Annotated in this window: 9 protein-coding genes; 4 read left to right on the forward strand and 5 right to left on the reverse strand. The window is 57.3% G+C overall.

From position 1 onward, the window contains the following. Positions 1-19: 19 nt before the first annotated feature. The gene (gene leuA, locus HMPREF3153_RS11850) at positions 20-1837 is read right to left on the reverse strand and encodes a 2-isopropylmalate synthase (protein WP_070420975.1); all 1818 of its coding nucleotides are present in this window, start codon (positions 1835-1837) and stop codon (positions 20-22) included. A gap of 340 nt (positions 1838-2177) precedes the next feature. On the opposite strand from leuA, the gene HMPREF3153_RS11855 reads away from it, so the two are divergent. After that, the gene (locus HMPREF3153_RS11855; protein ID WP_070420976.1) at positions 2178-3344 is read left to right on the forward strand and encodes a mannosyltransferase family protein; all 1167 of its coding nucleotides are present in this window, start codon (positions 2178-2180) and stop codon (positions 3342-3344) included. A 42-nt stretch (positions 3345-3386) separates the two neighbouring features. Here the strand turns inward: HMPREF3153_RS11855 and HMPREF3153_RS11860 are convergent, their stop codons facing one another. Next, positions 3387-4244 carry a DMT family transporter gene (locus HMPREF3153_RS11860; RefSeq protein WP_070420977.1) on the reverse strand — a complete coding sequence of 286 codons (858 nt, stop codon included), beginning with the start codon at positions 4242-4244 and terminating at the stop codon, positions 3387-3389. 301 nt (positions 4245-4545) lie between these two features. Here HMPREF3153_RS11860 and HMPREF3153_RS11865 point away from each other — a divergent pair, with 301 nt between their 5' ends. Continuing rightward, entirely contained in the window at positions 4546-5811 is a 1266-nt protein-coding gene (locus tag HMPREF3153_RS11865; RefSeq protein ID WP_005530337.1) for an aspartate kinase, read from the forward strand. Positions 5812-5840: 29 nt separating this feature from the next. Then, complete coding sequence (locus HMPREF3153_RS11870; protein ID WP_070420978.1) at positions 5841-6878, forward strand: aspartate-semialdehyde dehydrogenase; 1038 nt, start codon at positions 5841-5843, stop codon at positions 6876-6878. A gap of 97 nt (positions 6879-6975) precedes the next feature. Here the strand turns inward: HMPREF3153_RS11870 and HMPREF3153_RS11875 are convergent, their stop codons facing one another. From HMPREF3153_RS11875 to HMPREF3153_RS11885, 3 genes are all read right to left on the reverse strand, one after another. Further along, positions 6976-8295, reverse strand: coding sequence for a YkvI family membrane protein (locus HMPREF3153_RS11875; RefSeq protein WP_046645722.1), 1320 nt, complete (start codon positions 8293-8295; stop codon positions 6976-6978). Between the two features lie 233 nt (positions 8296-8528). After that, positions 8529-9851: a YkvI family membrane protein gene (locus HMPREF3153_RS11880; RefSeq protein WP_070420979.1), complete on the reverse strand. Its 1323-nt coding sequence runs from the start codon at positions 9849-9851 to the stop codon at positions 8529-8531. Between the two features lie 376 nt (positions 9852-10227). Next, positions 10228-10794 (reverse strand): RNA polymerase sigma factor, encoded by a 567-nt coding sequence (locus HMPREF3153_RS11885; RefSeq protein WP_049064492.1) that lies wholly within the window; start codon positions 10792-10794, stop codon positions 10228-10230. A 157-nt stretch (positions 10795-10951) separates the two neighbouring features. Between HMPREF3153_RS11885 and HMPREF3153_RS11890 the strand changes: the two genes are divergently transcribed. Next, positions 10952-12499, forward strand: coding sequence for a catalase (locus HMPREF3153_RS11890; protein WP_070420980.1), 1548 nt, complete (start codon positions 10952-10954; stop codon positions 12497-12499). Positions 12500-12728 lie beyond the last annotated feature (229 nt).

Genomic DNA, 12728 nt, shown 5'->3' on the forward strand with positions numbered 1-12728 from the left:
GAGGGGTGTGCAGATGCGGCTAGTTCAGTGCGCGGTTGACCGCAGAGTTGATGGCGAAGATCGAGGCTCGAGTGGTTGAGCCTGCGATGCCCGCGCCCCACACTTGGGTGCCGTTGACATCGGCAGCAATGTAACAAGCTGCTTCAGCGTCGTCACCAGCGGTACGGGACTGCTGGGAATACTCGATGACCTCGAAGTCGATGCCGAGGTGTTCCAGAGCGTTGGCGTAGGCCGCAATCGGACCGTTGCCGTGGCCGGAGATGACATGTTCGGAGCCGTTGTACTCGACGGTTGCCGTGACCTTTGCCTCCGAGTCGTCGTTAGGCGAGTTATCGATCTGGAAGGTCTTGTGCGCCAGCGGTGCTTCGCGGTCCAGGAACTCGGTGGCGAAGATGTCCCACATGTTCTTGGAGTTGACCTCGCCGCCTTCGGTATCGGTAACCTCCTGTACCACAGCGGAGAACTCCGCCTGCATGGCGCGCGGCATGTTGATGCCGTGATCCGTCTTCATGATGTAGGCAACGCCGCCCTTGCCCGACTGCGAGTTCACGCGAATAACAGCCTGGTAGTCGCGGCCGACGTCCTTCGGGTCGATGGGCAGGTAAGGAACCTCCCAGACGGTCTCGCGCAGCTCGTCCCAGGAGACCTCGGTGTTGTTGGCGCCAGGGCGAACCTCGTTGGCCAGTGCATCCAGACCCTTGTTGATGGCGTCCTGGTGGGAACCGGAGAAAGCGGTGAAGACCAGCTCGCCGCCATAGGGGTGGCGCTCAGGAACGCGCAGCTGGTTGCAGTATTCCACGGTCTCGCGGATGGCGGGCAGGTCGGTGAAATCGATCTGCGGATCGACGCCCTGCGTCAGCATATTCAGGCCCAAGGTGATGAGGTCCACGTTGCCGGTACGCTCGCCGTTACCGAACAGGCAGCCTTCGATGCGGTCGGCGCCCGCCAGGTAGCCCAGCTCGGCTGCGGCGATGCCCTCGCCACGGTCGTTGTGCGGGTGCAGGGACAGGATGATGGAGTCGCGCTTGGCAAAGTTGCGGTGCATCCACTCGATGGAGTCGGCGTAGACGTTCGGGGTGATCATTTCCACTGTGGAAGGCAGGTTGATGATCATCGGGTGCTCCGGGGTGGCCTCCATGATGTCTACGACGGCGTCGCATACCTCGACGGCGAAGTCCAGCTCAGTGCCGGTGAAGGACTCAGGAGAGTACTCCCAGCGCCAGTTGGTGTCTGGGTAGTCCTTGGCGATCTCCTTGATGAGCGCGGCGGCATCGGTAGCCAGCTTCTTGATGGCCGGGCGGTCCTTGCGGAAGACCACGCGGCGCTGCAGCTTGGAGGTGGAGTTGTAGAAGTGAACGATGACGTTCTTGGCGCCTTCGCAAGCCTCAAAGGTGCGGCGAATCAGGTGCTCACGGGCCTGAACCAGAACCTGGATGGTGACGTCTTCAGGGATCTTGTTCTGCTCGATGATCTCGCGCACGAAGTTGAAGTCCGTCTGAGATGCGGAAGGAAAACCTACCTCGATTTCCTTGTAGCCCATCTTGACCAGCAGGTCGAACATGCGGTGCTTGCGCTGCGGACTCATTGGATCGATCAGCGCCTGGTTGCCGTCGCGCAGGTCCACAGCGCACCACTGCGGAGCGGAGATGATCTTCTTGTCAGGCCAGGTGCGATCCGGCAGCTGGATATCCTCGACCTCTTCGGCGAAGCTCAGGTAACGGTTAACCGGCATCGAGGAGCCGCGCTGCTTGTTCCATGCGGGCTGGTTCTTACCGAATGGGCCGTTGGGAGTGCTGATCTCGCGAGGTGCAGAAATGAAGGAATCGTTGGGAGACATGTTTTATAAGGTCCTTGAAGGTTTTGAAAGGTTTGTGGAAGCTGTGTCTCACGGCCAGCTGTGGCAATGGCGGCTGAATGCGCATCACTGAACACCGCGACGGGACGCTGGCCGCAAGATTATCAAGGCCTAATTCCCGCCGCGGCAAATAAGGAGGAGGCTCAGCCGCGTAGTCATGTGGATCACACTAACGTGCTTCCCATTCCGTGGCAAGTGTTCCCATGGGGTGAGACAAATGAGGGTGTGGCTTGGGGGAGGAGAATGCGAAATCTGGAAGATTCGTCCAGCCTAATGCGGCATATTGCCGGCGGCGGGCGCTTAACCTATAGCATTATCCATTGTGGAGAACGCGAGCAAAACAGGTCTCGGTGAGGAAGCGGAAAGCAATGCGCTTGGCGACGTCGTCAAGCACGAGCGTCAGCGCGATTGGATCGCGGCCCTGGGCGTGGGCGTCCTAGGAAACATCCTGCGCATTGCTGTGCTCGCTATGTTTGCCAAGGCCAACGATGATAATTTGTGGGGCCTGCTCAATAAATGGGACGCCGTATACTACACAGAAATTGCACGCGCCGGCTACTTCAACGCCGATATTGTGACCGAGGGCAACGTTTATGAAACGACGATGGCCTTCTTTCCGGGTTTTCCTTTGCTCATTAAGCTCGTCAGTTTCCTGGGATTTTCGGAACCCGTCGCCGCTATCCTCCTGAATTTTGTGTTTACCGTGGTCATGGCCGCGGGTGTTATGGCAATCGCGCAGCGCATGGGTGCGGACTTCAAGGCACGCGTGGCCGCAGCAATCGCGGTGACCTCAGCGCCGATGTCCATCGTCTTCGCGATGCCGTACACGGAGGCGCTGTTTGGCGCGCTGACAATGTGGGCGCTCGTTGCGCTCATTGACCGGAAATGGCTGCTCGCGGGACTTTTGGTTTTTGCGCTGTCTGCCGTTCGTCTGACCTCGGCGGACGTGATCTTGGTCTTCGGCGTGATTGTGCTGTTGTGGGGCGCACGGGAATGGAAGGCGTGGGTGGCGCTGGTGGCCTCGGCGTTGCCGCTGCTGGGTTATCTCACGATGGCCAACCACTACCTAGCTGCCGCCGGTGGATATTTTGGAATTCAGAAAGAACACTGGAATTCACAGTTCGACTTCGGCGTGGCCACCTTTGAATGGGTTAAATCCACGCTGATGACCGCGGATCACGCAGGATTTCTGCTATCTACCTTGGTCATCGTTGGCGCTCCCATTCTGTTGGTGCTTGCCTGGCGCAAGCTTCCGCTGCCGGTGTGGCTCTTTTCGGCAGCGCTCATAGCTAACGTGCTGCTCTCGGACGGAATCATGCACTCGCGCCCACGCCTTCTGCTTCCGGCTGCCGTGCTCTTTATTCCGTGGACAATCGAAATGAGTAAGTGGGCAAGCTCCCGTCAGATGGCTTTTGTAATGGGCGCAGTGGTGCTTGGTGGCGCCTGGTTCTCGGCGCACATGCTGGCTGTTTTTGACTGGGCGATTTAGCAGTTTTGAAGGGGCGATTTATAACGCGCTGGCCGGGCCGAGCTAATTATCGGCCTGCACTTGGGCACGTCCCACTGGCCGCCGAGAGAGGACGATCGTTGCTAGAATCATGACGGCCAAGGCGGCGGCCATCACGGACCAGCCCGTGATGGAATCTACTTGGAATTCCTCGCCGAGCACTGCATAACCCAAGCTGAAGGCGATGATGGGCTCCATGATGGTCATGGCAGGAAGCGACTGCGCGAGCGGGCCGGCATGGAAAGAATACTGTTGTAATACCGTGCCTGTTCCAGCCAGAAAGACGAGGCCGTATAGCTGCCACGATTGCGCGAGCTGCCACAGCCCATCGTTGGTGAAAATGTCCACCACGGACTTGGACAAGAGTGCGACGTAGCCATAGAGCGCGCCGCAGGCTGTTCCCAGGGCGAGCGCACGCCGGGCACGGTAGCGCCAGGCGAACAGACCTAAAAGGGCCAAACCAGCGGCACCACACACAAGCGGCGGCCACCATTCATTGAGGGAGGGACGGGGATTGCCGGCAGTGGGGCGGCCGTAGACCACCAAGACGCCCACAGCGATTGTCAGCGCCGCACACCAGAAGGTCTCGTGAAATGACAGCGCACGCTTGGAGTACCAGGCGGAAAGGGGGAGCGTGAACATGAGGGAAAGCACCAAAATGGGCTGGACCACCAGCAGGGTTCCGAATCCTAAAGCGATGATTTGCAGGCAATAGGCCACCACTGCTGCTAGGGTGCCGACCCACCATAAGGGGTTGCCCATGGCTGTGCGCATGACGGAACTTGACGCTTCGAGAGCGATCCGGTGGCGGATGACGGTTCCCCACGCCACGGTGAGGGCCGAGGCGAGGGCGAACAAGACCGCCAAGAGATTGCTGAACACCCCACCACCGTACTCAAGGCGCCGTGAATATAACGAATGATTCAGGCGTGTGTAGTGATTTCTGTATATGCGGGCAGCTGCGGGGTTGCTGCGTTATGGTGGCGGAGCGGCGCTAAAAATACGGCGCAATGCATGATTGGTGAATAAAAACACTTTGATCCCCTTCACATATTGTGAAAGGAAGTACCTCGCCGGGGTAGCATGGACAACTGACTAATGCACGACAGGTATAGCAGGGCTTATCGGCCCTGTGGCTATAGCCTGTCGCGGGAAAAGCACAGTGAAAGGTGGATATCCCAACGTGGCCCTGATCGTTCAAAAATACGGAGGCTCATCCCTCGAAACCGCGGAGCGCATCCGTGCTGTCGCCGAGCGCATTGTGGCTACCAAGAAGGCGGGCAACGACGTGGTTGTTGTCTGCTCCGCCATGGGGGACACCACCGATGAGCTGCTGGATCTGGCAGCCCAAGTAAACCCGGTGCCGCCGCAGCGCGAGATGGACATGCTCCTGACCGCGGGTGAGCGCATTTCCAACGCTTTGGTGGCCATGGCCGTGGAGTCCTTTGGCGCGGAAGCTCAGTCCTTTACAGGCTCCCAAGCTGGCGTGCTCACCACTGAGCGCCACGGCAACGCGCGCATCGTGGACGTCACGCCGGGCCGCATTACTGAGGCTCTGGATCAAGGCAAGATTTGTATCGTCGCTGGTTTCCAGGGCGTTAATAAGGAAAGCCGCGACGTTACCACCTTGGGTCGCGGCGGCTCCGACACCACCGCCGTGGCCCTCGCAGCGGCGCTGCAAGCCGATGTCTGTGAGATCTACTCTGACGTCGATGGTGTCTATACCGCGGACCCACGCATTGTGCCGGATGCACAGAAGCTGGAGAAGCTCTCCTTCGAAGAGATGTTGGAGATGGCGGCCGTCGGCTCCAAGATTCTTGTCCTGCGTAGCGTGGAATACGCCCGTGCATTCAACGTACCCCTGCGAGTTCGCTCGTCTTATTCAAACGACCCCGGCACCTTGATCGCCGGTTCAATGGAGGATATCCCTGTGGAAGAAGCAGTACTCACTGGCATCGCGACCGATAACTCTGAAGCCAAGGTTACCGTCTTGGGCATCCCGGACCGCCCGGGTGAGGCAGCGAAGGTGTTCCGCGCCATCGCCGAGGCCGAGATCAACATCGACATGGTCCTGCAGAATGTCTCTTCCCTGGAGTCCGGCACCACCGACATCACCTTCACCTGCCCGCGTGCCGATGGCCCGCGCGCGATGGAGATCTTGACCAAGCTCAAGAACGAGGGTCACTGGGCAAACGTGCTTTACGACGACCAAGTGGGCAAGGTTTCCTTAGTCGGTGCAGGCATGAAGTCTCACCCGGGTGTTACCGCAGACTTCACCGAAGCGCTGCGTGACGCCGACGTCAACATGGAGCTTATCTCCACATCCGAGATCCGCATCTCCGTGCTCGTCCGCGAGACTGACCTCAATAAGGCGGCTGTGGCATTGCACGAGAAGTTCCAGCTGGGCGGCGAAGAAGAAGCTACCGTCTACGCTGGTACGGGCCGCTAAAAACATTTCAGGGAAAGAAGGAAATTTTCATGACCACCATTGCAGTCGTAGGAGCTACCGGCCAGGTAGGACGCGTAATGCGCTCCATCCTTGAAGAGCGAAACTTCCCTGCGGATAAGGTGCGCTTCTTTGCGTCACCGCGCTCTGCTGGCCAGGAGCTGGAGTTCCGTGGTGAAAAGATCGTGGTTGAAGATCTCTCCCAGGTCACTGAGGCCTCCATTGCTGACGTAGACATTGCTCTGTTTTCCGCCGGTGGCGCTACCTCGCGCGATTGGTCCCCGGTCTTCGCCGCTGCTGGTGCAACTGTAGTGGATAACTCTTCTGCATTCCGCAAGGATCCTGAGGTCCCGCTTATCGTGTCTGAGGTAAACCCGGAGGAGGCAAAGAATCCGCCGAAGGGCATCATTGCTAACCCGAACTGCACCACCATGGCCGCAATGCCGGTTCTTAAGGTCTTGCACGATGCTGCTGGCCTGAACCGTTTGCACGTGTCTTCTTATCAGGCAGTTTCTGGCTCTGGCTTGGCTGGCGTTGAGGCCTTGGCCAAGCAGGCTGCCGAGATTGGAGATCGCAACGTAGAACTCGTCCATGATGGCTCTGTTCTGGAGGTCTCTGAGGAAGAGCTTGGCCCATACGTTGCTCCGATTGCCTTCAACGCGCTGCCTTTTGCTGGCAACTTGGTTGATGATGGCTCTGAGGAAACCGATGAGGAGCAGAAGCTGCGCAACGAGTCGCGCAAGATCCTGGGTATTCCTAAGCTCAAGGTTGCTGGCACCTGCGTTCGCATCCCGGTATTTACCGGCCACACCCTGACCATCCATGCGGAGTTCGACAAGGCAATCACCCCGGACGAGACACGCCGCCTGCTTGCCGACGCCCCCGGTGTCAAGGTCGTCGACGTTCCGACTCCGCTTGCTGCTGCAGGTATCGATGAGTCCCTGGTGGGCCGCATCCGCCAGGATCAGTCCGTGGATGACAACAAGGGCCTCGTGCTGGTTGTCTCCGGCGATAATCTGCGCAAGGGCGCAGCTTTGAACACAATTCAGATTGCCGAGCTGTTGGTCTAGCGCGCGGACCTAAAACAAAGCCATAAAACACAGAAAGGAGCTTGTACATCCAATAAACGGATGTACAAGCTCCTTTTTAGTTATTTACTTCGGATTCTTACTTTGGGACTTCCGGCTTGGTGTGCTCGACGAAGACCACGGAAGGATCAGGATCTTCACGGTCGTATTCGAGCTCTTCATCTGCCTCGAGATCTTCGTGGATTTCTTCTTCGACGGCATCGACAAACTCCGCAGTTTCCATGTTGGAGGCCGTGGCCAAGGTGCGCAGTTCCTTTTCATTCTTCTTGGTAAAGTGCTCACGCGGATCAAGGCGGCGCTGGACCAGCGTACGAGCACGCGTGCGGCGGTCTGATTCCTTTACCATCTTGCCGCGGTTTTTAACCCAGCCAAAGAGCATGGTGGCAATGACCACCAAGCCGCCGTAGCCGAGAATTGGATAAATCAGTCCGACGAGCTCCTTGAAATCAGCGAAGGACAGCGCAAAGCCAATGAGGCAGGTAATGAGGTAAACGGGGTAAAAGCGCTTCTCATGGCCGCGCGTCAGGCGTTTAGCCAGCGCGTAGAACATGCCCACTGCGGTGTTGAAAACCATGCCGTAAATGACAAAGGTCATTGCGTAACCCAGAGCGGGGTGGATGGTGTTAATCAACGCTAGGACAGGCATTGCCTGGCCATTTACCTGCGGTGCGGCAAAGAATAGGGCGCAGACCAGCAACGCCAGCATGAACAGGAAAATAGCGCCACCAATAACACCGCCTAGGCCGACGGTTTTGTTGTCTAGGAAGTTTCCACCAATCACAATGGCCATCGAAACGGTGCAAATAGCGGTTAGGCCGGTGTAATTAAGGGCGGCGATCCACGGATTAGCAATTGCGGGATCTACGTTGTGGATGGCGTAGTTGTTTGCTTCTTCCAAGGTCGTCTGGTTCGTTACCAAGCTGTAGATAGTGACGAAGCCGATGAAGACGATGATAAAAGGCGTGATAAGGCCTAAGACAGCGGTGACTTTATCGACGTCGAGAAGCCCCGTGATGAGCACCAACACCAGCATGATCAAGGCGCCCACCCACGTTGCCAGGGAAGGGAATTGTTGGGCGAGGTTGGCGCCGCCGCCGGCGAACATGACAAAGCCCACCGCAAAAAGCGTGATAATGGTGGCCCAGTCAAGGATTTTCGAGGTGATCGGCCCGGTGATTTGGGAGTAGACGGCGGTATGCTCCGAAGCCTGGAAATAGGATCCAAGCTGTAGGAAGGCGATGCCAGCAACGATCATGAGGGCGGCGGACAGCGCCATCCCCCACAATCCAAGCGTGCCGAAGGAAACAAAATATTGCATGGCTTCCTGGCCGGAGGCAAAACCAGCGCCGACCATAACGCCAATGAAGGCCATAGAGATGGCCACTGCGCGTTTAAACATAAGGTGTGGGGGAGTCTCGCTATCTCACACGCGCCGGGAGGGTAAGTCCGCGCTCATCATTTTGCAGGCGTGCAGTTTGTGTGCGAGGCGTTTGCTGCCATGGTGGCGCAATACCGGTTCGACGTTCGATTTATCACGTGTGCGTTGTACAACATTAGGCGTATGAGCTGGGTTAGGCCAACTCATACGCCTTGGAAAGGTCTGCTTAAGCAGGAAGAGGAGAGAGCTTTGTATTAGTCTCGTGGAACTTCCGGCTTGGTGTGCTCGACGAAGACAACTGAAGGATCAGGATCTTCACGGTCGTATTCGAGCTCTTCATCTGCCTCGAGCTCCTCGTGGATTTCTTCGGCGATGGCGTCCTCAAACTCGTCGGTCTTCATATTGGAAGCGGCCGCGAGCTTTGCGAGCTCCTTCTGATTCTTCTTGGTGAATCGTTGACGCGGGTCTAGCTTGCGCTGGACCAAGATGTGCGCACGATGACGGCGCTTGCTCTCCGACGTGATTTTGTCACGATTGGTGATCCATTTGAACACCATCACAGCGATCATGAGCAATCCCAAGTAACCCAGGACTGGGTAGACATTGCTGACCAGGGACTGGAAACCAATGAAAGACAAAATAAAGCCGATTACACAGGAAGCGGCATAAACAGGGTAGAAGAGCTTTGGCTTCTTGCGGGTCAGTCGCTTGCCCAGCGCATAGAACATTCCGATCGCGGTGTTGAATACCATGCCGTAAATAACGAACGTCATGATGTAACCGAGCGACGGATTAAGAGTGTTGATGAGTGCAAGCACCGGTAGATCCTGACCATTGACCTGCGGCGCCACCATGAACAAGGAGACAACCAAAAGGGTGAGCAGGATGAGGTAGATGATGCCGCCAATAAAGCCGCCAATTCCTACTGCGCGGTTATCAAGGATGTTGCCGCCAATGACGATGGACATGGACACAGCACACATAACGTTCAGGCCGGTGTAGTTCAGTGCAGAAAGCCACCAGTGAGAAAGGCTGGTGTCGACGTTGTTGACGGCAAAGTCATTGAGCTGCGCGAAGTCAACGTCAGCAGTCGCGATGGTGTAGCCGGTGGCCAACACAATGAAAAAGATGACGAACGGCGTGATGGTACCGATGACGGTAGTGACTCGGTCGACGTCAAGTAAGCCCACGAGAAGAACCAGCACCAACATGATGGTCGCGCCCATCCACAGCTTGACTTCGGGGAACTGCTGACTGATGGTTGAGCCGCCACCAGCAAACATAACGAAGCCGATGGAGAAAAGGGTCGCAATGGTGGACCAGTCGAGAATCTTGGATGTAATCGGTCCCGAGATTTTGTCATACACTGCGGTATGCTCTGAGGCCTGGAAATAGGAGCCCAACTGCAAAATGGCGATACCCGTGATGAGCATCAAACCTGCGGCTAAGGCGACGCCCCAGAATCCTTGGTTTCCAAAGGCTACGAAGTACTGCATCGCTTCCTGGCCGGATGCAAAGCCTGCGCCAACAATGACGCCAATAAACGCCATGGAGATAGCCAATGCACGTTTCAGCATGAGGAGATTTCTCGCATTCCCACACGCGCCGAGCAAAAGAAATGCGCGCGTCTTATCGCGCGCTGGGTCGGGTCGACTGTCGATTTGTCACGTGTGTCTTTAACCAGGTTACTTTCGTTTGCCTGGGAACTGCCAGCCAAATAGTGGTCATTTCGTGGAAAATTATGAAATCCGTTCAGTATTCAGCCCCAAAAGCGCAGGCTTTATGGCTATATCGCAGTGCTGATAACTAGTAGATAACGATTTCCTTGCACTTGGGAATCCTGTGAAGCTCCAGCGGTGGTTAAGCCACAGGTGTCGTTATGCGTGCAGCCCTTCTCGTAGGTGGTAGGCAGCGGCCACCGTCTACGTGTGTTCACCTTGTGACCGCAGGCTATTAGTCTGTGGAAGGATCGGTTCCTTCAATAAGGTCCTTGCGAGCGCGAGCCACGCGCGAGCGAATCGTGCCGACGCGCACGCCGGCGATCTTGGCTGCTTCTTCGTAGGTGTAGCCCAAGACCTGGGTGAGGATGAGGGCTTCGCGGCGGTCGGCAGGGAGGGCGTCGATAAGCGCACGTGCGTCGATCCAATCGCTCCACGTGCCTGAATTCTCGATTGCTGGGGCCTGGGCCGCCGCGTCCTCATACTCCGTGGCGGACTTGCGCGGGCGAGCCATGTCGTGCCGGATGTTGTCCACCCAGACCCGCCGTGCCAGGGATAGGAGCCAGGTGCGTGCCGACGAACGCGCAGCAAAGCGGGGGAGGGCACCAATGACCCGCAAATAGGTCTCTTGTGTGAGGTCATCGGCGATTTCCGGGCCGCCTAGGTGGGCGAGTAGCCGCCACACGTCGTCCTGCGTGGATTTGATGAACTCCGTTAGCGCCGCGCGGTCGCCACGACCAGCCCTGAGGGCAAGGTCGGTGACGCGTGCGTCGTCATGTTCGGAGTGGTGTTTCACCACCATGAACTTACCAGTATGACAGTTGATTCAGACTTTGCTGTCAATACTTATCAATTTGGAAATTTCTGTTGCAGAAACCTATTAAACAGGGTAGGCTATTACTTGTCCGTGATTGATAATCGACCCCAATTATCAACTATTTTCTTTTAGGAGGCTTTCCATGACTAACTCCGAAGCTGACAAGGTGCTCAACAAGGGTCAGCGCCCAGCGGGCGGCCCAAACACCACCAGCCCCTCCGGTCAGCCGATTGCGACCGAGAACACCAGCATTACTGCCGGCCAGAATGGCCCTGTTGTTCTCAATGACATCCATCTGATCGAAAAGCTCGCCCACTTCAACCGCGAGCGCGTGCCAGAGCGCACGCCGCATGCTAAGGGGCATGGTGCCTTCGGTGAGTTGCATATCACCAACGATGTTTCCAAGTACACCAAGGCAAAGCTCTTCCAGCCTGGCACCGTCACCCCGATGATGGGCCGTTTCTCCACCGTTGCTGGTGAGCAGGGCTCCCCGGATACCTGGCGCGATGTGCATGGCTTTGCCCTGCGCTTCTACACCGAGGATGGCAACTACGACATCGTGGGCAATAACACCCCAGTCTTCTTCCTGCGTGACGGTATGAAGTTCCCGGACTTTATTCACTCCCAGAAGCGCCTTGGTGTCAACGGCCTGCGTGACGCGGATATGCAGTGGGACTTCTGGACCCGCAACCCAGAGTCCACCCACCAGGTCACCTACTTGATGGGTGACCGTGGTACCCCGAAGACCACCCGCCACCAGAACGGTTACGGTTCCCACACCTTCCAGTGGGTCAACGAGGAAGGCGACGCTTTCTGGGTTAAATACCACTTCAAGACCCGCCAGGGCGTGGAAAACTTCACCGACGCGGAGGCAGGTGAGAAGGCCGGCAAGAACGCCGACTACCACCGCGAGGATCTCTACAACGCCATCGAAGAAGGCGACTACCCAATCTGGGACGTTAAGGTGCAGATTATGCCGCTCGCTGAGGCAGCTAACTATCGCTTCAACCCGTTTGACCTCACCAAGGTTTGGTCCAAGAAGGATTACCCGCTGGTTGACGTTGGATACTTCGTGCTCAACCGCAACCCACGTAACTTCTTCGCGCAAATCGAGCAGGTTGCTCTGGACCCATCCAACCTCGTTCCAGGCATCGGCCTTTCGCCGGACAAGATGCTGCAGGCTCGCGTCTTTGCTTACGCTGACCAGCAGCGCTACCGCATCGGGCCGAACTACAAGCAGCTGCCGGTTAACCAGCCGCTGAATGCGGACAAGGTCAACACCTACGAGCACGAGGGCAGCATGCAGTTCCTCTTCAACGCTCCTGAGGATCCTGTCTACTCCCCGAACCGCCACGCAAAGGGCGGCGGCTACCTGGATGGCGACGTCAACGACCGCTCCGTGCAGGAGACCATCACCGCTCCGGACCTCTATGTGAATCCGGACCCGGCTGGCTTGGACCTTGTCCGTGCACCGTACGTGCACCACGCTGAAGACTCCGATACGGTTCAGGCAACTGACCTGTATGAGAACGTCTACAACGATGACGAGAAGGAGCGCCTGGCGGACAACATCACCAATGCAATGGCTGGTGTTTCCCCAGAGACCGAGGAGCGCGTCTACGCCTACTGGGGTGCAGTTTCCCCACGCCTAGAAAAGCGCGTTCGTGAGCTCTTCGCTGAGAAGAACTAGCATGTAATACAACCTCCTAATCACAGGCCTGAGCGTGCACTGCCATAGTGTCGCTCAGGCCTCGTGATTTCATGCCTTCGACGTCATAGCAGGGGCCCTGCATGCCGCTACTAGTGGTCTCGCTAGTGGCGGTTTCTTTTGCGGCCGTGTTGGATTCGGCGGCAGCGAACTGCGGCTCACCTTCTGCAGTGTCTTTGGGGGAGCAAGCGGTGAGAGGAAGAAGTACGGC

The sequence above is a fragment of the Corynebacterium sp. HMSC06C06 genome, assembly GCF_001807295.1.
In the GTDB taxonomy this organism is placed as follows: Bacteria; Actinomycetota; Actinomycetes; order Mycobacteriales; family Mycobacteriaceae; genus Corynebacterium; species Corynebacterium striatum.

Coding starts and splice junctions, on each gene's coding strand:
- HMPREF3153_RS11880 (WP_070420979.1), bottom strand. CDS start 9,851: ATGCTGAAACGTGCATTGGCTATCTCCATGGCGTTTATTGGCGTCATT.
- HMPREF3153_RS11890 (WP_070420980.1), top strand. CDS start 10,952: ATGACTAACTCCGAAGCTGACAAGGTGCTCAACAAGGGTCAGCGCCCA.
- HMPREF3153_RS11875 (WP_046645722.1), bottom strand. CDS start 8,295: ATGTTTAAACGCGCAGTGGCCATCTCTATGGCCTTCATTGGCGTTATG.
- HMPREF3153_RS11870 (WP_070420978.1), top strand. CDS start 5,841: ATGACCACCATTGCAGTCGTAGGAGCTACCGGCCAGGTAGGACGCGTA.
- leuA (WP_070420975.1), bottom strand. CDS start 1,837: ATGTCTCCCAACGATTCCTTCATTTCTGCACCTCGCGAGATCAGCACT.
- HMPREF3153_RS11885 (WP_049064492.1), bottom strand. CDS start 10,794: ATGGTGGTGAAACACCACTCCGAACATGACGACGCACGCGTCACCGAC.